Below are 25,520 nucleotides of genomic sequence, written 5' to 3' on the forward strand. Positions count from 1 at the left end.
CTCAAAAGTGTGCGGAAACAAAACCAGCTGATTTTGATTATAATGTCTAAATCCCATATATATGACTGATTACCAGATAAATATACAAAATACTCGCTAATATTACAACTTTTTTTAATAAAAAAAACCGCCTCAGTTGTGAGACGGCTTCTTTTTGTTATTTTTATTTTGTATATATTTGTATCAATAAATTATATACAATTTCTAAATGGATTCGGACATAGTCAGGCTTTTGCTGGCCTTATTACTTGTTTTATTAAATGGCTTCTTCGTAGCCGCAGAATTTTCAATTGTTAAAGTACGTTACTCACAAATTCAGTTAAAAGCCGCAGAAGGAAACTCTATGGCGAAACAGGCAGAACATATTATCAAACATCTTGATGAATATCTGTCTGCAACACAGCTTGGTATTACTTTGGCTTCCCTTGCTCTTGGTTGGGTAGGAGAAAGCGCATTGCATCATATTGTTGAAAATATTTTCAGCTCACTTAATATTGATCTTACAGAAACAACGGTTACCTCAATTTCCGTAATCACCAGTTTCGTTTTGATCACCGTTATGCATATTGTTTTCGGAGAACTTATTCCTAAATCTATTGCAATCAGGAAATCGGAATCTACCACAATGGCAACGGCTATTCCTTTAAGAGTGTTCTATACTGTTTTTAAGCCATTTATCTGGTTAATGAACCTAATGTCCAACACTTTTTTAAGATTGGTGAAAATTCACCCTGCTTCCGAACACGAAATACACTCTACTGAAGAGCTTCAGCTTTTGGTAAAACAGAGTGCAGACAGTGGAGAAATTGAAGAGGAAAACTATGAGATCATTAAGAATGCATTCGATTTTACGGATCACTCCGCCAAACAGATCATGGTGCCGAGACAAAATATTACCTCTATCGATTTTGAAGAAGATGTGAATGAAATCATCAATAAAATTATGGAGAGTGGGTATTCCAGAATTCCGGTCTATGTTGATTCTATCGATAATGTGATTGGTATTCTTTACACCAAAGAAATTATCAGGGAATTTGTTAAAAGAAAAGGTGAACTCAGCCATGATGATCTTAAAGAATTGATGCGTGATGCATTTTTTGTAGTGGGAAGTAAAAAGATTTCAGACCTTCTTAAAATTTTCCAGCAGAAAAAACAGCATCTTGCCATTGTGATAGATGAATTCGGAGGTACAGAAGGAATTATTACCCTTGAAGATATTCTGGAAGAACTGGTAGGTGAAATTCAGGATGAAGAGGATGATGAAGAAAAAATTGTTGATAAAATAGGAGAGAATACCTATTGGGTACAGGCTACCCAGCCACTTGACGAAATCAATGAATTCATACCTAAAAAACTTCCTCTTTCGGAAGAAAGCGAATACAATACTCTTGCAGGATTTATTCTTCATGCTTTAGAAGATATCCCGGAAGAAAACCAGGAATTTGATCTTGAAAGTTATCATTTTAAAATATTAAAAATGAATAATAAAAGTGTGGAATTAGTAGAACTGGTATATGAAGAACCTAACAATATCCATGATCTCGCTGAAAAAATAGGCGAGGTCTGATCTAATTTAAATAAATTGTAATGATTTTTTATAACAGCATCAGAGATTACGAAGATCCGAAACGACAGTATGAAGAAGAGGTGCTTGTGCTGGATGATACGGATGAAGTGTATAAATTGGTTTTACATAACGATGACGTTCATACCTTCGATTATGTAATTGATTGCCTGATTGAAATTTGCAAACATACACAGGAACAGGCAGAACAGTGTACCATTCTTGTTCATTTTAAAGGTAAATGTACTGTAAAAACAGGGTCTATGGATCTGTTGAAACCGATGCATGAAAAGCTGCTTTCAAGAGAATTGACCAGTGAAATCGTATAAAAGAAGAGCTTCAGCAAATGCCGAAGCTCTTCTTTTATAAAAATCTATAGATTTTTTGCCAGATCCATAAAAATTTATTAAAAATTTGTAACTTGTTGCCGCTAATTATAATTATTTAGATGAAATTACAAATTACCTCTTTGTTTGTTGGCTGTTTAATGTCATGCACGGCTTTATATGGTCAGCAGTCATCACTGGAAAATTCTGCAAGAAACTGGATCACTCAAAATTCAAGAAGTATTGGACTTCAGGATTTCACCACACTGAAATTAAACTATGTGAGAAAAGGAAATTCGGGAGAAACGCTTCGTTTTCAGCAGATGATAGGAAATGTGCCTGTCTTTCAATCAGAAATTGTGATGCATTTCAATAAAAGTGGACAGATAAGCTATACGGCTACTGAAAGTTTCAAAAAAAATGTTCAGCAGATAAACACTGATCCTGTCATTTCATCAGTTGATGCTCTCAAAAAAGCGCATCTTGCCTCGCATTCTAAAGGAGATGTTACTTTTGAAGAAGCCAAAATTTATGTGTATGTTACAGAGCAGGGTCAAACAAAGCTGGTTTACCGTGCCCTGACAAATTCTTATGAAAATCCGGGAAGCTGGCAAACCATCATTGACGCAAAAACGGGTGAAGTAATCAGTGTGAAAGATATTTCTTTTCGACACAAAGAGAAAGAAAAACCCGAAAAAAACAAAAAACAGAAGGAAGTTAAAAAAAATGTATTGGTAACAGGTTCTGCATATATCTTTAATCCCGATCCTCTTTCCAAAATGCAGGTTGCATACGGCGGACAATATGTAGACGGAAATGATGCTACAAACGCCAGTCTGGATGCGGCGAGAACGTTGGTTACCATCCCCGAATTGGAGCTGACAGCAGGTGTATACAAGCTAAAAGGTACCTATGTAGAGATTAAGGAATTGGAAGCGCCTAACAAAGGACTGTTCACCCAGACTAGCAACCAATTTTTATTCAACAGAAATCAGGATGGTTTTGAAGCCGCCAATGCGTATTGGCATCTTGACAACAATCTTCGCTATATTAATCTAACACTGGGAATTCCTTGCATTCCGGTTATGAATAATGGTGTTCTTGCATTTGATCCTCATGGAGAAAACGGTGCCGACAACTCTCACTATGATCCCAACAGCCAGGTTTTGGTATTCGGGGAAGGAGGGGTTGACGACGCTGAAGATGCCGATGTTATCCTGCATGAGTTGGGTCACGGAATTCACGACTGGCTTACCAACGGAAATCTTTCACAGGTTAACGGTTTGAGCGAAGGTTGCGGAGACTATTGGGCGCAGTCATACAGTAGAAGCCTTAATCAGTGGCAGCCCACTGATGCTGCTTACCAGTGGATGTTCAATTGGGACGGTCACAATTCTTTCTGGAATGGAAGAGTTACAGATTATGCTGCAATATATCCAAGCGGATTAACCAGTTCTATTCATACAAACGGACAAATTTGGGCATCTGCATTGATGCGGATTTATGATGCCATCGGAAAACAAAAAACAGACAGAGCATTTCTGGAAGGGCTCAGCCTCACTACTTCCAATACCAATCAGCAAAATGCTGCGATTGCCGTAAGACAGGCTGCAATTGATATGCTGGGAACATTTGGATTTAATTGTAATGATATTGACCAGATCACGGCAGAATTTACAGCTGCAGGATATACATTGCCGGCTTACTCATGTCAGTTAAGTGTAGAGGATCTTTCTAAAAAAGAAATCATTGCCATTTATCCAAATCCGGTTTCAGAGATTTTACATATTTCCATGAAAATCAGCAAAGAAGAAAAAGTTGAAATCTATAATATGGAAGGAAGAAAAGTAATGGAAACAACCATTGCCAACGGAAGGAATACAGTCAACGTCTCTCATTTGGCAGTTGGAGACTATATTCTGAGGATAAAAGGTTTGGAATTATCAACAAAATTCATCAAAAAATAAAAATCAAAATCCGGTGTCATTGTACATCGGATTTTTGTTTTGAATAATTTCAGGGAGCATTATTTTATTTGCATTCAACTAAAATAGTATATTTGTAAAAAACTATAAAGAAACAAACAGAATGCTTGTAATAGGAATTGCAGGAGGCACCGGATCCGGCAAAACTACGGTTGTTGACAAAATAATACAGCAGCTTGATATTGAAGGAATGAACATCCTTTCCCAGGATAATTATTATCATGATAATCATAATCTTACCTTAGTGGAAAGAGAAGCTTTAAATTATGATCATCCGAAGTCCATCGACTTTGATTTACTGATAAAACATGTAAAAGCTTTAAAGAACAACGAACCTATTGAGCAGCCGATTTATAGCTTTGTAACGCATTCCAGAACCGGAGATCACGTTACGGTAGAACCTAAAAACGTATTGGTAGTGGAAGGAATTCTTGTTCTCACGAATAAAGAACTTTTAAAGGAATTTGATCTGAAAGTGTTTGTACATGCCGATTCCGATGAAAGACTGATCAGAAGGATAAAAAGAGATACTCAGGAAAGAGGAAGGGATCTTAATGAAGTACTTCACCGTTATCAGACGACACTTAAACCGATGCATCAGGAATTCATTGAGCCTTCAAAAAATGAAGCGGATCTTATTATCCCTAATATGAGGCAGAATTCCGTAGCGATTGATTTTTTAACGACTGTGATAAAAAATTCTTTGAGAAAACACTAATAAAATGAAAGGAAGCAAACTTATCAAAGATATTCAGCCGAAATCGGAAACCTTTAAATTCATTCAGAAATATCTGCTGAATAAATATACCATTACGATCTGTCTGTTTTTGGTCTGGATGATTTTTTTCGATAAAACTTCATTTTTGGTAATTAATGAACTGAATGGCGAGATCAACAAATATGAAGAACAGCTTCAGTACTATAAAACCGAATATGAGAAAAATGACGCTTTTTATAAAAAGCTGATGAACAACAAATCTGAAAAAGAAAAATACGCCAGGGAAAATTACTTCATGAAAAAACCGAATGAAGAGATTTTTATTCTCGTGGTAGACAGTACAAATATTGCTAAAAAATAATTTTAAATCAATATGTGAATTGTCAATTCGCCTTGCTGTCAAGTTAAATTCACTATTGATCATTCAAAATAATCCAATTCATTATCCATGTCAAACATAGCTTGGGAAAACTTAGTTAAGAAACAACTTAAAACCGAAGATATCTATTCTGTTCTTACTAAAGAAAATTTAGAAGGAATCACCGTGAAACCTTTCTACGATGAAATTCCGCAGCCATTGATCAACCTTCCGAAAGTTGAAGAAAATACCCATCTTGTGGCAAGATATCACGAAAGCGTTGAAGAAGATGTATATGCATTTCTTCTGGATCATAATGTGGAAAACCTTTTACAGAAGACTATTTTTGTTGATAATGCTGATCTCGCAGGACATATCAGTCCTAAAGAAGAGGATCAATACTTTTCTTTAATTGATGTTTTTGATGAAAAAGAGACAGTGATTAATGATCAGTTGGTTAAAGAATTACTGGCAAAACAATTTAGAAGAAATATATGCGTTGATATATCTCTTCATCAGAATGCAGGAGCAGCCATTTATCAGCAATTGGGAATTGCGTTGGCCAAAACCAAAGAACTGATTGAACGGTACGGTCCCGAAATTGTAAATAAACTGATCTTCAGAATGGCAATAGGAGCAAATTATTTCTTCGAAATGGCTAAATTAAGAGCTTTTAAGCTTGTTTTTAACCAGCTTTCCAAAGAATATGATGCCGATGAAATTCCTTATATTTTCGCAGAAACATCCTTGAGAAATAAAGCAGTATCAGATAATGAAAATAACCTGATCCGCTCTACCCTGGAGCTCGCTGCGGCAATGATTGGCGGAGCAGATGCAGTTTTCAGCAATAATTATCTGGTAGACAGATCAACAGAAAACTCCGAAGAAATTTCTTTTAAGCAGCAGATTGTTCTTGCTTATGAAAGTATCATCAATGTTTTTGAAGATGCCTCAAACGGAAGTTATTTTATAGAAGATATCACCCGTCAGATCGCAGAAAAATCCTGGAATTATTTTGTTAAAATCGAGGAAGCTGGCGGTTATCTTGAACTTATGAAACAAGGAATGATCCAGAAACAGGTTTATGATCATGCCCTGAAAGAACAAAAGTGGGTGGAAGAGGGCAAAATAAAACTGATTGGCGTTAATCTGTACCCGAAATTAGAAGTTAAAAAATCTGCAGAAGACCTTTATCATGAGAGCGAAATAAAACCGGTACGTTGGGCTCAGATGTTTGAGTAATGAAAGAAAAATTAATTGATTTATTTGAGTATACTCTTCACTTTAATAGTGAAATGATCAGAGTTATTGGTGAAAATATTGAAAAAGTTGACGAAAAGACTATCAGTCTTATCAATCATATTTTAAATGCTCAGCAAATCTGGAATTCAAGAATTTCAGGAGAACAGCCATTTGAAGTATGGCAGATCAATCCTTTTGAAATGCTGGAGGAGATCAATCAAAGCAATTTTAAGAAAAGTATTGAAATCATCAAAAATTTTGATGCGGATCAAAAAGTCAACTATCAGAACTCGAAGGAAACAAATTTTGAAAATACCGTTTTTGAAATGCTGTTTCAGGCCATCAATCATTCTACCTATCACCGTGGACAAATCAATTCTTTACTGAAGCAAAACGGAATAAACCCAATCTTAACGGATTATATTTTTTATAAAAGATAGTTTTTAATCTATCCCACGGATCTCACAGATAACACAAATTAATAGTACTGCATACACAAATGAATGAAAATGAAATTAGTTTTTACATCAGAAAATCTATATTTTCTGTTTATAATGAACTTGGACCAGGACTTTTGGAAAAGGTTTATGAAAAAGTTTTGACTTACGAATTACAAAATAATGGCTTAGCTGTTAAAACACAAGTCCAAATTCCCATTGAATATAAAGGCTTTGTTATTGATACAAGTTTTATTGCCGATATTAATGTTGAAAATAAAGTAATTGTTGAAATAAAATCAATTCCGGAGATCAGTAATGTTCATCACAAACAATTATTAACTTATCTAAAACTAACAGGTCTTAAATTAGGATTATTAGTTAATTTTAATACAGATTATATTGATAAAAGTATAATCAGAAAAATAAACGGAAATATTAGCTAATAAAATCTGGGCGATCTGAGAAATCTGTGGGAGACAAATTATTAAATATAAAAGTTCAGGACTATATCAATGCAAATCTCAATACAGATTTACATGCTTTGTTATTGAAAAAATCGCCATTTCCGGAAGTTTCCATGCACGAGATTGTACAGCAGATTAAAGGAAAACAGGTTGCACTGAAAAAGTTTTCTTTTTTATTAAAGGAAGGCATCGTTTTTCCACCACAGCTGAATCTGGAGCAGTCATCGTCAGAAAAAACAGCTCAATATAAATCCAGACTTCTGCAGGGTGAAAAATTTATCGATCTTACTGCAGGATTTGGAATTGATGCTTATTATTTATCTGAAAATTTTAATGAAATTACACTTGTCGAGCAAAATCCGGATCTTCTGGAAATTGTTCGTAATAACTGGAATATTTTAGGGAAAAAAGCGACATTCATCAACGAAAAACTTGAAAACTTTCTAGAAGAAAATAACGAAATATTTGACGTAATTTACATGGATCCGGCTCGCAGAGATAACAATAAAAACAAGGTTTTCCTGCTGGAAGACCTATCGCCGGATATTCTTGCCATTCAGGAGAAATTAGTTTCGTCCGCTGATAAAGTGGTCATTAAACTATCTCCTTTAATAGATATAAAATATCTGGTATCTGTTGTACCTTCTATTTTTAGGATCGATATTATTGCCGTTAAAAATGATGTAAAAGAAATTGTGATTTTTTTATCCAATCAAAAAGATAATAGAATTTTCTGCAATTGCATAAACCTCGAAAGCGATGATCCGGTTTTTGAATTTATATTTGGAGATGAAGAAAATGCCGTTGCAGAATATGGGGAGCCGGAAAAATATATCTATATACCTAATAATACTATTTTAAAAGCAGGGATTTTTAATCTTATTTCACAGAAAACAGGATTGAAAAAGCTTCATCCTAACACTCATATTTATACTTCAGATTCATTGATGCAGGATTTTCCTGGAAGAATATTTGAAATGGAAAGTATTGATGCTAAAAACATTAAAAAGAAAAGCCAGTACAACATTATTTCAAAAAATTATCCCCTGAAACCGGAAGAGATCAAGAAAAAGTACAGCATAAAAGACGGAGGTGAAAATTACCTTATTTTTACGCAATCCAAAAAAGGGAAAATAATATTAAAATCAGTATAAAAATGTTGCTGTAAAATGCAAGATTTCTTAATTTTGGGCAATTAAAAAAATAAGCATGCAATCGCTGACGGCTGAAATAAGGTAAATAGCTGCAATAATGCGATTTCATATACCTTTAAAAAATAAATTTTCCATATGAAAAAATTAGTTATATGTTTAGCCCTTGCTACTGTTGCGGTAAGCTGTAAAAAGATCCAGGCAGGTGGTAACAAAAAAGTTATCAAACTTGAGGAAGGCGTGGAAAGATATTCTGATGACGAACAGACAAGCGGCGAACAGGATAATCTTTCTGAATACAGAGGCGATGCACACGACGGTCATGAAACTCCTGTAAAAACAGATACAGCCGGTGCTCCGAAGCATAAAGAAGAAGATAATAAGCATTCTGATGCTACTCCGATACCCGAAGGTTCTCAGAATCCAAAAGCTGAACACTAATTTATTAGGCGAAATAAAAAATGTCCCTCATTTCTGTGGGACATTTTTTATTTACTTTCAGTAATTTTAGAGTTACGGCGGCGGCAAAGCCGCCGCCGTAACTCTAAAAACAACAATAGATTGTTTCATTAATTCGTAATTAATTTTCCAAATGAAATTCTTGTAGGATTACTTTAGACCTGAGGAAAATTATATCTTTTTGTTTGTTCCGGCGGGGCAAATTTTTTACTTTTAACGAAATAATATTTTACAATGCAAGAGACATTAAATTACATCAATGAAAACAAACAGCGTTTCGTGGATGAATTGTTTGAATTACTGAGAATTCCTTCTATTTCTGCAGATCCGGCGTATAAAGATGACGTTTTAAAATGTGCAGATGTTGTGGCAGAACACCTTAAAAATGCCGGAGCCGACAATGTAGAAGTTTGTCAGACAAAAGGATATCCTATCGTTTTCGGAGAAAAAATGTTAGATAAAAACCTGCCGACTGTTCTGGTGTACGGACATTATGATGTGCAGCCGGCTGATCCTTTAGAGCTTTGGACAAAACCACCTTTTGAACCTTATATTGAAAAAACGGAACTTCACCCGGAAGGAGCAATATTTGCCAGAGGTTCTGCCGATGATAAAGGACAGTTCTTCATGCATCTCAAAGCGTTTGAAGCTATGATGAAAACCAATACGCTTCCTTGCAATGTTAAATTTATTCTGGAAGGGGAAGAAGAAGTAGGCTCGGTAAGTCTTGGAGATTTTGTAAACGAAAATAAAGAAAAACTTTCCTGCGACTGTATTTTAATTTCCGATACCCATATTTACAGCAATGAGCAGCCAACGGTTACTACAGGTTTAAGAGGGCTGAGTTATGTGGAAGTAGAAGTGGAGGGGCCAAACAGAGACCTGCATTCAGGATTGTACGGTGGTGCGGTTCCAAATCCTATCCATGTACTTTCAAGAATGATTGCTAATCTTATTGACGAAAACGGACACATCACCATAGATGGTTTTTATGACAACGTAGAAACTGTTTCGGATGCTGACCGAGCAGAGATGAACAAATTGAAAGACAATCCGGAAGAATTTAAAAAATCAATCGGACTGAACGGTGTGGAAGGCGAAAAAGGATATACAACCCTGGAAAGGACATCTATTCGCCCAACATTAGACTGTAACGGAATCTGGGGCGGATATACAGGCGAAGGTGCCAAAACGGTAATTCCATCAAAAGCTTTTGCTAAAATTTCGATGCGTCTTGTTCCTTATCAGACTCCTGAAGAAATTACAGAGAAATTCACAAATTATTTTAAAAAAATTGCTCCGGAAAATGTAAAAGTAAAAGTTACGCCACATCACGGAGGAATGCCGTATGTCTTGCCAACTGATACAAAAGAATTTTTAGCTGCAAAACAAGCTATGGAATCTGCTTTTGGAAAAGAAGTTCTTCCGTACAGAGGGGGAGGAAGTATTCCTATTACCGCAATGTTTGAGCAGGTTTTGGGAGCAAAATCTGTATTGATGGGATTCGGGCTTGATTCTGATGCGATTCACTCACCAAATGAACATTACGGGTTATTCAATTTTTATAAGGGAATTGAAAGCATACCACAATTTTTTGAAAACTATTCAAAATGATAAAAATAGATCCCTTAGATATTATTCTTGGGGATTTTTTATTTTTTTAATAATGCTTGCTTATTTTTAGAGTAAAATTTATATTTACATGAAATTAATTTAAATAAAAATATTATGAAAAAAATTCTATTGTCTTTCCTTTTTATGGCAAGCTCCCATGCATTCGGACAGTTATCCTGTGCCGCACCTACAGTAATCACCGGAAATGGAACTTTAACTTGTCCTACATTAACAGGTACCTATGTAGGAACTTGTGCTGGTAGTGCACCAGCAACTACCCCTAAAGCGATATGGTATTCTTATACTCCTACCGTAAATGGTGAGGTTACAATATCATCAAACCTGCCCCAAAATGATGGGGTAACAAAAAGTGATGATACAAGTCTTTCTATAATTACTGGTGCTTGTAGTGCTTTATCATGTTATAATGGAAATGATGACATTTCTAGTACAAACTATCTTTCATCGATTACTTTTCCTGTTTCTGCGGGAACAACGTATTATATTGTGTGGGATAATGCATATTCTTCTTTAGGTTTTGATTTTACATTTAATTTTACTGCGCCAACATGTATTAAACCAAATGACTTCTCGATAAATGCAGCATCAAATATCACAGCTAATTCAGCAACGGTTAGCTGGACCGCAGCAATTGGTAGTCCTTCTTCTTATGATGTACAACATGGTCCTAGTGGTTTTTCTTTAGGAACAGGAACTATAAAAAACACAACAACAATTAATACATCTCTATCAGGATTACCTTCAGGAGGTAATCATAGCTATTATGTAAGAAGTAATTGCGGAGCTACTCAAAGTAGTTGGACTGGACCTTTCTCAATTTTCTTAGCAAAAGCTGCTCCATTCTCTAATAGTTTTGAAGCTCCTGATTATGGTAATGGCTTTAGTAGTTCAACATGGTCTCTTGGAAATGCAACAGGAGGAGCCCAAAATGGAACAGTATATTATTTTTCAAATTCAAGTACTACTGCAGTCACTAATGCTCAATTATATTCTCGTGCCCTTAATTTATCAACGGGAGAAAATGTGTCATTTAATTTCTGGACTCGTTTAGGAACTGCTGTTGGAACTGCACAGACATTAAAAGTGTACTATAATACGACACCGTCTTTAACGGGAGCAACTTTAATTGGCTCTACAATTACAGTTACTGGTACTACATATGTTCAGCAATCTAGAAATTTTATTGCACCGTCAGCAGGTACTTATTATTTAATCTTTAGTAATGAAACACCAATTGTAACTACTTCAACCTCATTGAGGCTAGACAATGTAAGTTTAACATCTGTTTTAGGAACCAAAGAAACTATTCACAATAATATTTTATTATCTGTTTCTCCTAATCCAACATCTGACATTTTAAACATCAAAACAGACTCAAAAATCAATGCAGTTTCTGTGGTTGATATGACTGGAAGAAAAGTTGAGGTTAAATTGAACGGTAACACTGTTGATGTGAAACATCTTTCAGCAGGAACATATCTTCTTTCTGTAGAAACAGTTAATGGTGTTGTCACAGAAAAATTCATCAAAAAATAAATATACTGACAAATATTAGTATTCATAAAACGCTCCAAACGGGGCGTTTTTCTTATTTTTAAGAACTAAATCAAAAAATATGATAAAAAATAAAGTGGCCTATATTACAGGCGGAACCAAAGGAATAGGATTCGGAATTGCAAAAGTTTTACTCGAAAACGGTGTTTCTGTTGCATTTTCAGGGAGAAAAAGAGACGATGTGGAAAAAGCGGAACAGGAATTAAAAAAATACTCTGAAAATGTTCTCGGAATCGTTTCTGATGTAAGAAGCCTCGAAAGCGAAAAGGAAGCCGTGAAATATACGGTTGGAAAATTCGGGCAGTTGGATTTTGTTATTGCTAATGCAGGACTTGGTGTTTTCAAACCTGTAGATAAGTTGTCAGCAGAAGAATGGAATGATATGATCGAAACGAATTTAACGGGAGTTTTTTATACATTAAAAGCTTCTGTGGAGGAACTGAAAAAAACGGAAGGCTATTATATTACCATTTCAAGTTTGGCAGGAGCTAACTTTTTTGAGAACGGAGCAGGTTATAATGCTTCCAAGTTTGGAGTAGTAGGATTTACACAGGCCGCCATGATCGACCTCAGAAAATATAATATCAAATCTACTGTCATTATGCCGGGTTCGGTGGCAACTCATTTCAACGGTAATATTCCTTCCGAGAAAGATTCATGGAAGATCCAGCCGGAAGATATGGGGAACCTTGTTATTGATATTTTAAGTATGAATTCAAGGGTTTTACCAAGCAAGATCGAATTTAGGGCAACAAAACCAGCCAATTAAATACATCTAATGCGCTGAATAATAAATTAATAAGTATTATGCATGCATAATATATTTTTTAATTATATTAGCGATTGAAACTTTAAGGCTTCAGGGTAATAAAAAAATTAAAACAACATATGAAAATATTAGTTTGCATTAGTAGTGTTCCTGATACTACTTCTAAAATTAACTTTACGGCGGATAAGTCCGCATTCGACAAAAACGGAATTCAGTGGGTGATCAATCCGCTTGATGAATTTGCATTAACAAAAGCAATTAAATTACAGGAATCTCAAGGCGCAACAGTAACGGTAATCAATGTAGGGGATGCCACTACCGAGCCCGTTATAAGAAAGGCATTGGCTATCGGTGCAAATGATGCGGTAAGAGTAAATCTTGATCCTAAAGACAGTTTCTCTACAGCTAAAGAAATCGCTGCTGTAGCTCAGAATGGCGGCTATGATCTAATCCTTTGCGGTAAAGAATCTATCGATTACAATGGTGGTTCGGTTCCGGGAATGGTTGCTCAATTATTAAATCAACCTTTTGTAAATGCTTCCGTAGGACTTGACGTAAATGGAAGCGAGGCGACTGCTGTAAGAGAAATTGAAGGAGGTAAAGAAACGATTTCTGTGAAGCTTCCTGCAGTAATCGCAGGACAAAAAGGATTGGTAGATGAAAAAGATCTGATTATCCCGAATATGAGAGGAATTATGTCGGCAAGAACAAAACCTTTGCAGGTAGTAGAACCTTCTTCATCAGAAGTAAAAGTTCAGGGTGTTTCTTTTGACAGTGTTCCGCCAAGAGCTGCCGTAAAAATGGTATCTCCGGACAATCTTGACGAGCTGGTAAGATTACTTCACGAAGAAGCGAAAGTAATTTAGTAAGAACCAAGTAAAAAGTAAAAAGATTCAGGAAAATTGTTTTCAAAACAAAGTGTTTATTTCAGCACTTAATATATTAAAACCTTGAATCTTGAACATTAAACCTTAAACAAAATTAAAATGGCAGTATTCGTATACGCAGAAAATATAAACGGAGTTTACAAAAAAGCAGCCTTTGAAGCAGTTTCTTACGCAAAAGCTGTTGCAGACCAGGCTGGAGATACCGTAACGGCAATCTCTGTGAACCCAACAGATTCTTCAGATTTGTTATATAAATATGGAGCATCCAATGTAATTAACATCAAAGACGAAGGTCTTAAAAATTTCTCGGCAAAAGCTTATGCTCAGGCAGTAAGTGAAGTGGCAGGCGGCAATATCATTGTTTTCCCTCACACTACTGATGCTTCATCTATTGCTCCTATGCTGGCTGTAATGAACGGTCATTCTTTAATTACCAATGTATTGTCTGCTCCGGAAAGCCTTTCGCCATTCCAGGTGAAAAGAAGAGCTTTCTCAGGAAAAGGCTTCATGCATGCAAAAGCTGAATCGGCGGGTGTTATCATTACCGTTTCGCAAAATGCTTTCGGGGTTAAAGAAAACCCGGTTTCAGGAACAGAAGAAGTGAAAAATCTTTCTGTTGCCAATGAAGATACGAAAGTGATCTCTCACGAGCAGAGTTCCGGAAAACTGGATCTTAAAGAAGCAGAGATCGTAGTTTCTGCAGGAAGAGGAATGAAAGGTCCTGAAAATTGGGGAATGATCGAAGATCTGGCAAACGTTTTAGGAGCTGCTACAGCATGTTCCAAGCCTGTTTCTGATATCGGATGGAGACCTCACACAGAACACGTTGGACAAACAGGTAAAGCGATTTCCCCGAATTTATACATTGCAGTAGGTATTTCGGGAGCCATTCAGCACTTGGCTGGAGTAAACTCTTCAAAAACAATCGTAGTAATTAACAGCGATGCGGAAGCACCATTCTACAAGTCGGCTGATTACGGTGTGGTTGGAGATGCTTTCCAGATTATCCCTGCATTAACGGAAAAAATCAAAGCCATAAAAGGATAAAAAAGTGAATTGGCAATGGTCAATCCCGTTTTACTCGTCAATTTTTAAAAGAATATTTTAGAAATTCACTTGCGAAGCAAAATTGACAAGAAGTTATTCACTATTCACTTATAAAAGCCCCTTTCGGGCTTTTATTTTTGTCTAAAAAGTAAAAAAAACTTTCAAAAATTAATCTATATTTGTACTTATGGATTATAAGCAGCTAATTATTCGCGGAATATCGTACAGCCAGACCCAATCAGGGGCGTACGCATTATTATTGGAACATGAAGAAACACATATAAAATTACCTGTTGTTATAGGAAATTTCGAGGCACAATCCATTTCTCTGGGTCTTGAGAAAGACATACATCCGCCTCGCCCTCTTACACACGATTTATTTACAAAATTTATAGTTTCTGCCAATTACGAACTCGTTTCCGTTATCATTTATCAGATTGTGGACGGCGTTTTCTTCTCTAATATTAATTTTAAAAATAAAACAACGGAAGAAGAGCTTATTCTTGACGCAAGAACTTCTGATGCCGTGGCAATGGCCGTAAGATTTGATGCGCCTATATTTACCACACAGCAGGTTCTCAATGAAGCAGGGATTCTTCTGGAACTGGAAGATGTGTCCAAAGAAGAAGAGACCTTCTCGGAAACAGTGAATACGGAAGATAGCCTGAGGTCAGTTTCCATGGAGGAACTGCAAAAATTGCTGGATGAAGCTGTGAAAGAAGAAGATTACGATACCGCGCTGGAAATTCAGGAAGAAATTAAAAGAAGGAAAAAGAAAATCGATTAAGAGCTATTTATATAAAAGATGAATTTAAAATTACGACTTACCATTCTTAGTTTTCTTCAGTTCTTCGTTTGGGGAGCCTGGCTTATTACAATGGCCAATTTCTGGTTTGGGACAAAACACTGGGATGGAGCACAATTTGGAGCCGTTTTCGGGACTATGGGAATTGCTTCCATATTTATGCCTACCATCACCGGTATTATTGCGGACCGGTGGGTGAATGCAGAACGGATATTTGCAGCTTTGCATATTCTTTATGGAATTGTTCTTTTCTTTTTACCGCATTCAGCAGACCCTGATTCGTTTTTCTACGTCATGCTTTTAGCCATGTGTTTTTACATGCCTACAATTGCATTAGCCAATTCTATTTCCTATACGGTTCTTAAAAACAGTGATCTGGATGTGGTGAAAGATTTTCCACCAATCCGTGTTTGGGGAACGATAGGTTTTATCGTGGCCATGTGGATTACCAATCTTACCGGAAGTAAAGCTACGGAAGGACAATTTTACATTGCAGGCGGAGTTGCGGTATTTCTTGGAATTTATGCGTTAACGCTTCCGAAATGTCCACCTCAGAAATTAATTGATAAAGATGCGCCGGTAACAGAACAGTTGGGACTGAACGCTTTTAAATTATTTAAAGATTATAAGACGGCATTGTTCTTTTTATTTTCGATGTTATTGGGAGCGGCACTACAGCTTACCAATGCTTATGGTGATGTTTTCTTAAGCGAATTTGAACATTTTCCAAAATATGCGGATTCTTTCGTTGTAAAACGTTCAACCATTATTATGTCGATATCTCAGGTGTCTGAAACATTGTTTATTTTAGCAATTCCGTTTTTCTTAAAAAAATTCGGAATTAAAAAGGTAATGCTTATGTCTATGATCGCCTGGGTATTAAGGTTTGCATTCTTTGCATATGGTGTTCCTGAAGGATTTGGGCTAAGCTTAATCATACTCTCCTGTATTGTATACGGAATGGCATTCGACTTTTTCAATATCTCCGGGTCACTTTTCGTGGAAACAACCACAGATAAAAAAATCCGTTCCTCTGCTCAGGGATTGTTTATGATGATGACCAATGGTTTTGGAGCCGTTTTCGGAAGCTATGCTGCAGGATGGGCAATCGATAAATTCTTTACCCACAAATTTACCACGGCATCTTCATTATCAACTTATCTTGAGACTTCTCCGGACAACCCTACATTTCTTGAAATTTTAAAGAAAAGTTTTAATTCAGCAGTAAACCCGGACGGAACACTTTCATCAGTGGTAATGGTGAAAGACTGGCACAATATCTGGCTTTCATTTGCAGCATATGCACTAATCCTTGCTGTTTTATTTGCGGTGTTATTTAAACATAAACATAACCCGCAGGAAATTTCAAAAATAAAACATTAAAGTTATAGTATTGACAATGAATATATTAGATTGCACTTTGTAAAAAAGTGCAATTTTTTTTATTTTTCAGGCAACTATTCTAGACAGGTTCCGTCTTATAGATAGAAACAGATACATGAAGCATTTAGAAAAGAATTTCCAACAGGCAAAAAAACATGACCGGAAAGGCCAGAAGGCCCTCTACGAAATGTTTTCAGCAAAAATGCTCGCCATTGCAAATTCATATGTCAGCAATATCCATGATGCAGAAGACATTGTAATGAATTCTTTTTTTGTCTGCTTTTCAAAGATTGAAGAATGTAAGGAGTGGAAAAGTTTTCCATTCTGGCTGAGAAAAATAGTAGTTAATAATTCCATCAATTTTATCAGGAAAAGAAAAAATATATTGTACTCGGACGTGGAGATTAGTGAAATCGAGTATCAGGACGATGAATGGAACGAAGAAGTACAGGATATCAATCTCGATGAAATTTTCTCTAAAATGCCGGATGGCTACAGGATTATTTTTAACCTTTATGTTTTTGAAGAAAAAAAACATTATGAAATAGCGGAAATTCTTAATATTTCTGAAGGCACAAGCAAAAGTCAGCTCAGCAAATCCAAAAAATGGATTACCGATTTTTTAAAACAGAAAAAGGATGAAAAACAATATGCTAAATAAATTAAAATCCCACTACGAAGATCTTGAAATAAAACCTTCTTCCGATCTTTGGAGCAGATTGGACGATAAACTAGGGAATAAGCCGGAAGGAGTTTTTAAAGAATCCCTTCAATGGTGGAAATATGCGGCGGTATTGTTGCTTTTCGTTTCCGTAGGTATTGTTTTTTATTTTAACACCGAAAAAAAGAGTTTTAACTATAAGGAGACGGATTATATTGTAAAGAAAGGTTTGGAAAAAACGGTAAATCCTATCAATCCGGAATTGCAAAACCAAGTAAGTTCTGATAAATCTGAGACAATAATTAATAGTAAAGCAAACAAAGTTAAGATTACCCGATATCAGAAAAAGAAATCGGACTCATCTTTAGATAAAACAACAACAGAGAAAAAGTTTAAAACCTTAACTACAGAGGTCAGACTAGAACATTTAGCTGCGGAACAAGACATAAAAACAGATATTACATCTGCCAAAATAGAAAACCATATACCGGTAATTGCGCAGGAAAAATCGGGTAAGCCAACTTATATCAATTCAAACGAACTTTTACTGGGAAGAGAATTTGATAAGGCAAGAGAAACTTCTCAGAAAAATGATATCAAACTTGGGATTTTTAATTTTGAAAAGCCCAAACCTAAAGTGGAAAATGTAACCGTTCTCGGAGTAACCGTTTACGTAGATCCAAAATAAAATAATCATCTTTTTATAAATAGATACTGGTCAGAAAATGTCCAGCGCTAAAATAATGCTTAAAAATAATCAATTATATGAAAACAAAAATTGCTTTAATGGCTGCTTTGATGGCGTTTTCTTATGTATTTTCACAGGAAAATCAGTCCGAACAGAATTCCTTAACACTATATTCCAGAACAATCGACAGCATTGTGGTTTCTGAGAAAATAAAAATGAACAAGGAACTGGATGAGGTGGATAAAGACTTTAAAAAAAATAAAATCGGGGCAGATGAAAAACAGAAGCTCAAAGCTGATATTGCTTCAAAATATGAACAATCCATCAATGAAAAAATAGACGCCCGAAAAACGGAATTTGAAGAGGCAACCCGCGAAATGGTAAAAGAAGCCGTTTTAAGACCCATTGATTCGCTGAGAAAAGATAAAAATCAAATAATGATGGGACTTGGAGGAATAAAAATAAGAATGTCCGAAGATAAAATAACACCTGCCGATTATCTGAAATCATGGGAATATTCCGTTGCCATTGTCGGAACAAGCTATACCACGAAAGACAAGCCTTTTGCTTTTTTGAATAACAGCTCAGAATTTAAAAATACGGTTTTCAATTCCGGAATATATCTCGTACGCTACGAAAATCAGCTCGGTGACTACAAAAGTCCGTTTTTTTATCGTATCGGACTGGGTTACCGCTGGGATCAGTCGAAAGCTAAGTACGGAAGAACTTTTACCCAGGAAAGTAAAATCTTAGATATCAAAGATTTCACAAAAGGTAATCTTAAAGATACGCATATCAACAACCACTATATTTTTGTTCCTGTAGAGTTAAAGTTTGTACTTAACCCTAAATATGTGGAGTATAATGGGACCCAATATCTGGACAACAAAGCCAATCAGTTCACTGTCGTTGCCGGAGTATATGGTGGAGTAAGGGTTGCCAGCAATATTTATAACCGTTACTCCAATGAGTACAGCAAAAGAATTGTAGAAAGAGAAACGATCAATCACGGGGTTAATGATCTGATTTTCGGAGCGAAATTAGGAATAGGATATGGAGGATTCAACATCTTTGTTCAGAAAGATTTTACACCTGCATTTAACAATAATACAACCCTCACCCACAAATACGGACTTCAGATTGGTATAGAAGTAATGAATATAAATTTTTAATTATATAATGATTTTGATTTTATATTACATAATAGTTAAATTTTTATTAATTGTATTATCATTCATGAATGATAGTTAGATAAAATTTACTTTTAATACACACTTATTGTAAGTGTGTTTTTTTTTGTATTTTGGCACTTTAAGATTTATGAAAAATATTCAGTTATTAGGGCTAATATTGGTAGTGGCGGGAAGTTTTCTGCCGTTGGTGCACGTTCCCGTGATCGGTAACTGGAACTACTGGAAGCTCGACCATTTTCTGGCCATTGCATGTTGGGTTCTTGCCGCTGGAACGCTGTTCGGTATTGTCAACAACAGTACCAAAACAGCAAGAATTTTTGCCATACTTTTGGTTCTGTTATTTTTATTTACCCTTTTTGCGGTTAAATTTCAGGCGTCGCAGTATTTCAGCTTTATGCCCTTTAAATCTTGGCAGGATAAGCTCGCCGGTATTGTAAAACTGAAATGGGGATGGATCGTTGAATTTTTAGGAGCTTTTATAATCATTTTTGCATCCGGCAAAAAATAAATGATTGATTCTTATGATAATAATGATTCATACAAACACAGGCATAAATTTTAAAAATGTAAAATTGTAAAGTATATTTAGAATAAAAATAGAATTATAAAAATGAAAGAAGTATTCATTGTTTCCGCAGTAAGAACCCCAATGGGAAGCTTTCTCGGAAGTTTATCAGCTGTTCCGGCTACAAAGCTTGGAGCTGTTGCCGTAAAAGGCGCATTAGATAAAATTAATCTTGACCCGAAACTGGTTCAGGAAATCTATATGGGAAATGTATTGCAGGCTGGAGAAGGACAGGCACCTGCACGTCAGGTTGCTTTGGGAGCCGGTCTTTCAAATGAAACTCCTTCTACTACGGTTAATAAAGTTTGTGCTTCAGGGATGAAGGCCGTAACCATGGCAGCACAGGCGATAAAAGCGGGCGATGCAGATGTAATCGTAGCCGGAGGTATGGAAAACATGTCTTCAGTACCACATTATTATAACGCCAGAAACGCCACCAAATTAGGGGACGTTAAAATGCAGGACGGAATGGTTCTGGACGGGCTTACCGACGTGTATAATAAAGTTCACATGGGAGTTTGTGCAGAAAAATGTGCAGCAGATTACAGCATTTCAAGAGAAGAACAGGATAATTTTGCCATTGAATCTTATAAAAGAGCAGCAAAAGCATGGAGCGAAGGAAAATTTGCAGATGAGGTTGTTCCTGTGGAAATTCCTCAGAGAAAAGGAGAACCTGTAGTTTTTACTGAAGATGAAGAATACAAAACCGTAAACTTCGACAGGATTCCAACGCTTCCTACTGTGTTCAAAAAAGAGGAAGGAACGGTAACAGCAGCAAACGCTTCTACTTTAAATGACGGGGCTTCTGCTTTGATCCTCGTTTCTAAAGAGAAAATGGAAGAACTGGGACTCAAGCCATTGGCAAAAATCATTTCTTACGCAGATGCGGCTCAGGCTCCGGAAGATTTCACTACGGCTCCTTCAAAAGCGTTACCGATCGCTCTTAAAAAAGCAGGATTGGAGCTTACAGATATCGATTTCTTCGAATTTAATGAGGCTTTCTCTGTAGTAGGTTTGGCAAACAATAAAATCTTAGGGCTGGATGCTGCTAAAGTGAATGTAAACGGTGGTGCAGTGGCTATTGGTCACCCGCTTGGAAGCTCAGGATCAAGAATTATTGTTACGTTAATCAACGTTTTAAAGCAGAATAACGGAAAATACGGTGCTGCTGCCATCTGTAACGGTGGTGGGGGTGCTTCTGCAATCGTTATCGAAAATCTACAATAATTATTTTTATTGATACAATTCAGAATCCGGAAGCAAAAACTTCCGGATTTTTTGATGTAATTTTTCGATTTTGTGAGACTGTTTTTTTATCATTTTTTAGGAGCTTATTCCCGCTCTCACTACTCGCTTTTTCTATTTTGTGTGGGGTTGCGGCGGCGAAGCCGCCGCAACCCCACACAAAATAGAAAAGAGCTCAAACATGCCGTTCGATCAGGGCTAGGTTTTGACAGTTATTCAATCTTTGACAATATTCAAGGATACCATACTTTGTATTAATTCACTAAACGTAGTGGCATTGTTTATCTTTAAAAACATTCAAAACAATAAAACATTCTTTGTTTATCCTAGCGATAAAAATACTTTTCACAGTGACAGTAAAAGGGTATGAGAGAATTTAGTTTTAACACAATAATAAAATTTCTACCAATCAAAATAAAAACCTGCAAATATTCGATCGTTTTCCTATTTTTGTGCAACTAATATTATTTGAAATGTCTGAAATTGAGAACCACGAAACTCAAAACATAAAGAATAACCCGAAGATTATGAAAGCCTGGGCGGTGTACGACTGGGCCAATTCAGTATACTCTCTGGTTATTACCTCTACCATTTTCCCCATTTACTATTCCATTCTTACCACAGCGTACGAGAAAAAGGAATATGTGGAAGAAACAAAGTCCTGGATTGATGTTCCGGTAAGACACATGATTACCATTTTCGGTAAAGAATACCAGCCGGACGCCGTGTACGGATATTCCTTAACGATTTCTTTCTTTATCGTGGTATTGCTGTCTCCGTTTCTTTCTTCATTGGCAGATACGATCGGGAATAAAAAATCCTTTCTGCAGTTTTTCTGTTATCTTGGAGCAACCTCTTGTATGGGATTAGCCATGTTTACCGGGATGCACAATGTCTTCCTCGGACTTCTGTTCAGCATTACGGCAAGTGTCGGATTTTGGGGCAGTCTTGTATTTTATAATTCGTTCCTTCCGGATATCGCTACAAGAGATAAACAGGATGCACTTTCCGCAAAAGGATATGTTTATGGCTATATAGGTTCTGTGGTGCTGGTTATCATCTGTTTATTATTAATACAGGTGGTGGCAAAAGGAGATCCTGCAAAACAGCTTTTGTTCACAAGAGTAAGCTTCCTGCTGACAGGAGCGTGGTGGTTTGGTTTCTCACAATACACCTTTAAACACTTGCCTCAGTTTGGTGACGTTAAAGAAAAGCTCCCGAAAGATCTTGTATTATTAAATTATAAAAACATCTTTAAAAAACACGAAGAGCAGGGCGGTTTTTTTGAAGTGCTGAAAGATAATCTATGCTTCTATAAGGATATTGGGAAGGAAAGTTTTAATGAACTATTTAAAGTAGGAAAGGAGTTGTTTAAACACAGAAACCTTAAGTTTTTCCTGTCCAGTTTCTTTTTCTACAGTGTAGGGATGCAGACGATCTTCCTGATGGCGACCCTGTTTGGAAAAAGTGAGATCAACCTTCCTCAGGATAAACTTATAGGAACACTTCTCATTATTCAGATTGAAGCCATTATAGGAGCAGTTATATTCTCAAGATTATCAAGAAAAATCGGCAATAAAAATGTAATATCAATTGCCGTGGTTTTGTGGATTGTGGCCTGTATCTGGGCATACTTTCTTAATAAGGAAAATCCTACGGTTGAATACCAGTTCTATGGTGTTGCAGGGGTTGTCGGACTTGTAATGGGAGGGCTTCAGGCCATGTCAAGATCCACTTATTCAAAGCTTTTACCGGAAAACTCAATGGAGAATACCACATTTTTCAGCTTTTATGATGTACTGGAAAAAATTGCCATTATTGTAGGAACTTTTGTTTTTGCATTATTTATTGATAAGTATGATGCTTTACGGTCTATCTTTGCTAAAATTGATGTGATGCTTCCATCTGCCTCCGGGATGAGGTTTGCAGCCTTTTCAATGGCAATCTTTTTCTTTGTAGGATTAATTCTCATAAGATTTTTGAAACTCAATCCTCCTAAAAACGATTAATACAAATAAAAATATAGAAAGACACTTACAAGAGAGTGTCTTTTTTAATACATCAATTATGTTAATTAGAGTGATTATTATATAATACATGTCATATTAACATTAATTATGCGTTTTTTTTCGTTTATTTGCAAATTATTTAAATCTATTAGAATGATGATAAAAAAGCTACTAGCGATCTGCATTTTGCAATGTGCGGTATTGGGGTTTTCTCAGAGTCTTCGCCCTGTTGCAGCGAAAGTTTCTGAATACCACAGTCAGAAAAAAACTTTTGAAAAATATGATCTGTTTACCCTTAATAATAATTCAGAAAAACTTACTGAATATAAAAGGGCAGCTACAGATATTTCTGTCCTGAATATAGATGGCAGACAACTTAAAAAGCTGGTTCATGACAAACCGGAATTCCTGGAAGTATCTTTTCCCTTTGACGGAAAACAAATCACCATGGAGCTTTATAAAAATGAAATATTCACTAAAGACTTCAAAGTTACTACCAGCAAAGGAGAAATAGTAGATTATACTCCGGGAGTGTATTACCAGGGAATTGTAAAGGGAGATAACCAGTCGGTGGTTGCATTCAGTTTTTTTGATGCTGATATTGTGGGGGTTGCCTCTACTCCTGAACTGGGAAATATTGTTGTGGGGAAAGCAAAAAATTCTTCAGACTTTGTAAGTTATTCAGATTCAAAGCTTACAGGAATCAATCCATTCGTATGCGGCGTAGATGAATTGGCAGAGAATCAGAATCAGAAAATATCATTTGACCCGAATGTACAAAAAAATGCAGGGAAGGTAATGACGCAAAACTGCGTAAGGATATATTATGAAATATGTTATACACCTTTTGTAAACAACGGTTCTAGTGTTACCACTACAACAAACTGGCTTACTGCCATTCACAACAATATTGCTACACTTTATAACAACGACGATATAAAAATTGCACTGAATGAGGTTTTTGTCTGGACTTCAGCAGACCCCTATACCGGTACTCCGAGCGCCAACCTCGCAAGTTTCAGGGCAAACAGGCAATCTTTTAACGGTGATCTCGCGCATTTGGTAAATCAGCCTTCTACTACAAGTGTGGCATATGTAAATTCACTTTGTACAACAAGCAGACACGCTTATTCGGGAGCATCCCAGACTTACAGCAACGTTCCTGTCTATTCGTGGACAATAGAAGCAATGACCCATGAAATGGGACATAGTTTAGGTTCTCCCCACACCCATGCTTGCGCATGGAACGGAAATTCCACGGCAATCGACGGGTGCGGAACAGTAGCCGGATATCCTGAAGGAACATGTCCTACTGGTCCGATTCCTGCACCAAGTGTGAAAGGAACAATTATGAGCTACTGCCATTTGGTTTCAGGAGTGGGAATTAATTTTGCCAATGGTTTTGGTCCTCAGCCTGCCGCGTTGATCAGAAATACGGTAGATTCAAAGGCGTGTCTGGGTACGAACTGTATAACAGTTTGCAGCATTACAATTTCGGGGTTGTCCGTTTCAAATATCACTCAGACTTCTGCCAGTGCCACTTTTAATGATGCTACATCAATTTCATGGAAATACAAACTGACGAAATTTGACGGAACACCCATTGCCAGCGGCAATAGTTCCACCCAGTCTTTAAATTTTTCAAATCTTCAACCTGCAACGTATTATTTGTTATCCGTAGGAACAGACTGTTCTGCAGCATACCAGAGAACTCAGCTTTTTATGACCGATGGAAACTGGTGTAATGCTGCTGTTTTCACAGATACCGGAGGAACAGCGGGAAATTATGGAGACAACCAGACCATCGTAAAAACTTTTTACCCGTCTTCCGGAGCATTATCAATGACATTTACGGAATTCGGTCTGGAAGAAGATTATGATTTTATATATATCTATAACGGACCTTCTACAAGCTCTCCGTTATTTGCCAATGGAAATGCTTTAACAGGAACAACCTTACCCGGAACATTTGCTTCTACACATCCTTCCGGAGCTATTACCGTTAGATTTGTGTCAGATGAAGCAATAAACGATATCGGCTGGAAAGCAAATTTCTCATGTTCTGTCTTAGCTGTTGAAGATATTAATACGAAAGACAATATCGTAAGCATTTATCCTAATCCCGCAAAAAATAGTATAACCATATCTTCTAAAGAAACTTTGAAATCATTCAAAATTTACGACGAAGCAGGAAGGTTGATAAAGTCTGAATCCTCATTAAAAGGAAGCAGATTAGACGTTAATATCTCGACCATGCAAACAGGAAATTATGTGGTAACAGTAGAAACGGAAAAACAAAAAGTAACCAAAAAATTAATAAAACAATAATTAATTATTTTATAATGAAAGCCTGATTATTTCAGGCTTTTTTA

At 36.3% G+C, this 25,520-nt stretch carries 24 protein-coding genes; all 24 read left to right on the plus strand.

What is annotated here, in order from left to right; all coding sequences use genetic code 11:
• Positions 1-208: 208 nt before the first annotated feature.
• The 24 genes from BUA76_RS00005 to BUA76_RS00120 all read left to right on the plus strand — a co-directional run bounded on the left by BUA76_RS00005 (position 209) and on the right by BUA76_RS00120 (position 25,476).
• Positions 209-1,567, plus strand: a complete 1,359-nt coding sequence (locus BUA76_RS00005) for a hemolysin family protein (protein ID WP_072882376.1) — start codon at positions 209-211, stop codon at positions 1,565-1,567.
• 20 nt (positions 1,568-1,587) lie between these two features.
• Positions 1,588-1,893: an ATP-dependent Clp protease adaptor ClpS gene (locus BUA76_RS00010; RefSeq protein ID WP_072882378.1), complete on the plus strand. Its 306-nt coding sequence runs from the start codon at positions 1,588-1,590 to the stop codon at positions 1,891-1,893.
• Positions 1,894-2,012: 119 nt separating this feature from the next.
• Complete coding sequence (locus tag BUA76_RS00015) at positions 2,013-3,857, plus strand: T9SS type A sorting domain-containing protein (RefSeq protein ID WP_072882380.1); 1,845 nt, start codon at positions 2,013-2,015, stop codon at positions 3,855-3,857.
• Positions 3,858-3,978: 121 nt separating this feature from the next.
• The gene (gene udk, locus BUA76_RS00020) at positions 3,979-4,593 is read left to right on the plus strand and encodes a uridine kinase (protein WP_072882382.1); all 615 of its coding nucleotides are present in this window, start codon (positions 3,979-3,981) and stop codon (positions 4,591-4,593) included.
• A gap of 4 nt (positions 4,594-4,597) precedes the next feature.
• Positions 4,598-4,954 carry an FtsB family cell division protein gene (locus tag BUA76_RS00025; protein WP_072882384.1) on the plus strand — a complete coding sequence of 119 codons (357 nt, stop codon included), beginning with the start codon at positions 4,598-4,600 and terminating at the stop codon, positions 4,952-4,954.
• Between the two features lie 87 nt (positions 4,955-5,041).
• Positions 5,042-6,193, plus strand: coding sequence for a methylmalonyl-CoA mutase family protein (locus BUA76_RS00030; protein ID WP_072882387.1), 1,152 nt, complete (start codon positions 5,042-5,044; stop codon positions 6,191-6,193).
• Positions 6,193-6,633, plus strand: a complete 441-nt coding sequence (locus BUA76_RS00035) for a DinB family protein (protein WP_072882389.1) — start codon at positions 6,193-6,195, stop codon at positions 6,631-6,633. The genes BUA76_RS00030 and BUA76_RS00035 overlap by 1 nt, the downstream gene beginning before the upstream one ends.
• 59 nt (positions 6,634-6,692) lie before the next feature.
• Entirely contained in the window at positions 6,693-7,076 is a 384-nt protein-coding gene (locus BUA76_RS00040; RefSeq protein ID WP_072882391.1) for a GxxExxY protein, read from the plus strand.
• A gap of 26 nt (positions 7,077-7,102) precedes the next feature.
• Complete coding sequence (locus BUA76_RS00045) at positions 7,103-8,251, plus strand: class I SAM-dependent methyltransferase (protein ID WP_072882393.1); 1,149 nt, start codon at positions 7,103-7,105, stop codon at positions 8,249-8,251.
• A 135-nt stretch (positions 8,252-8,386) separates the two neighbouring features.
• Positions 8,387-8,689: a hypothetical protein gene (locus tag BUA76_RS00050; RefSeq protein ID WP_072882395.1), complete on the plus strand. Its 303-nt coding sequence runs from the start codon at positions 8,387-8,389 to the stop codon at positions 8,687-8,689.
• A 252-nt stretch (positions 8,690-8,941) separates the two neighbouring features.
• The gene (locus tag BUA76_RS00055) at positions 8,942-10,321 is read left to right on the plus strand and encodes a dipeptidase (RefSeq protein WP_072882397.1); all 1,380 of its coding nucleotides are present in this window, start codon (positions 8,942-8,944) and stop codon (positions 10,319-10,321) included.
• A 114-nt stretch (positions 10,322-10,435) separates the two neighbouring features.
• A complete protein-coding gene (locus BUA76_RS00060; protein WP_072882399.1) occupies positions 10,436-11,878 on the plus strand; it encodes a T9SS type A sorting domain-containing protein in 1,443 nt (480 codons plus the stop codon).
• Between the two features lie 79 nt (positions 11,879-11,957).
• Entirely contained in the window at positions 11,958-12,665 is a 708-nt protein-coding gene (locus tag BUA76_RS00065; RefSeq protein ID WP_072882401.1) for an SDR family oxidoreductase, read from the plus strand.
• A gap of 119 nt (positions 12,666-12,784) precedes the next feature.
• The gene (locus BUA76_RS00070) at positions 12,785-13,531 is read left to right on the plus strand and encodes an electron transfer flavoprotein subunit beta/FixA family protein (protein ID WP_072882403.1); all 747 of its coding nucleotides are present in this window, start codon (positions 12,785-12,787) and stop codon (positions 13,529-13,531) included.
• A gap of 120 nt (positions 13,532-13,651) precedes the next feature.
• Positions 13,652-14,599, plus strand: coding sequence for an electron transfer flavoprotein subunit alpha/FixB family protein (locus tag BUA76_RS00075; RefSeq protein WP_072882404.1), 948 nt, complete (start codon positions 13,652-13,654; stop codon positions 14,597-14,599).
• Between the two features lie 187 nt (positions 14,600-14,786).
• Positions 14,787-15,386, plus strand: a complete 600-nt coding sequence (locus tag BUA76_RS00080) for a bifunctional nuclease family protein (protein WP_072882407.1) — start codon at positions 14,787-14,789, stop codon at positions 15,384-15,386.
• An 18-nt stretch (positions 15,387-15,404) separates the two neighbouring features.
• Positions 15,405-16,787, plus strand: coding sequence for a nucleoside permease (locus BUA76_RS00085; protein ID WP_072882409.1), 1,383 nt, complete (start codon positions 15,405-15,407; stop codon positions 16,785-16,787).
• 115 nt (positions 16,788-16,902) lie between these two features.
• Positions 16,903-17,448 carry an RNA polymerase sigma factor gene (locus BUA76_RS00090; RefSeq protein ID WP_072882411.1) on the plus strand — a complete coding sequence of 182 codons (546 nt, stop codon included), beginning with the start codon at positions 16,903-16,905 and terminating at the stop codon, positions 17,446-17,448.
• Positions 17,426-18,136: a hypothetical protein gene (locus BUA76_RS00095; protein WP_072882413.1), complete on the plus strand. Its 711-nt coding sequence runs from the start codon at positions 17,426-17,428 to the stop codon at positions 18,134-18,136. The genes BUA76_RS00090 and BUA76_RS00095 overlap by 23 nt, the downstream gene beginning before the upstream one ends.
• 77 nt (positions 18,137-18,213) lie before the next feature.
• On the plus strand, positions 18,214-19,308 hold the full coding sequence (locus BUA76_RS00100) for a hypothetical protein (RefSeq protein WP_072882415.1): 1,095 nt from the start codon (positions 18,214-18,216) through the stop codon (positions 19,306-19,308).
• Between the two features lie 148 nt (positions 19,309-19,456).
• Positions 19,457-19,837 (plus strand): hypothetical protein, encoded by a 381-nt coding sequence (locus BUA76_RS00105; protein WP_072882417.1) that lies wholly within the window; start codon positions 19,457-19,459, stop codon positions 19,835-19,837.
• A 102-nt stretch (positions 19,838-19,939) separates the two neighbouring features.
• Entirely contained in the window at positions 19,940-21,121 is a 1,182-nt protein-coding gene (locus tag BUA76_RS00110) for an acetyl-CoA C-acyltransferase (RefSeq protein ID WP_072882419.1), read from the plus strand.
• 491 nt (positions 21,122-21,612) lie between these two features.
• Positions 21,613-23,148, plus strand: a complete 1,536-nt coding sequence (locus BUA76_RS00115) for an MFS transporter (RefSeq protein WP_072882422.1) — start codon at positions 21,613-21,615, stop codon at positions 23,146-23,148.
• 153 nt (positions 23,149-23,301) lie between these two features.
• Entirely contained in the window at positions 23,302-25,476 is a 2,175-nt protein-coding gene (locus BUA76_RS00120; RefSeq protein ID WP_228408430.1) for a T9SS type A sorting domain-containing protein, read from the plus strand.
• The last annotated feature ends 44 nt before the right edge of the window (positions 25,477-25,520 follow it).

Source organism: Chryseobacterium takakiae (genome assembly GCF_900129385.1).
Lineage (GTDB): Bacteria > Bacteroidota > Bacteroidia > Flavobacteriales > Weeksellaceae > Chryseobacterium > Chryseobacterium takakiae.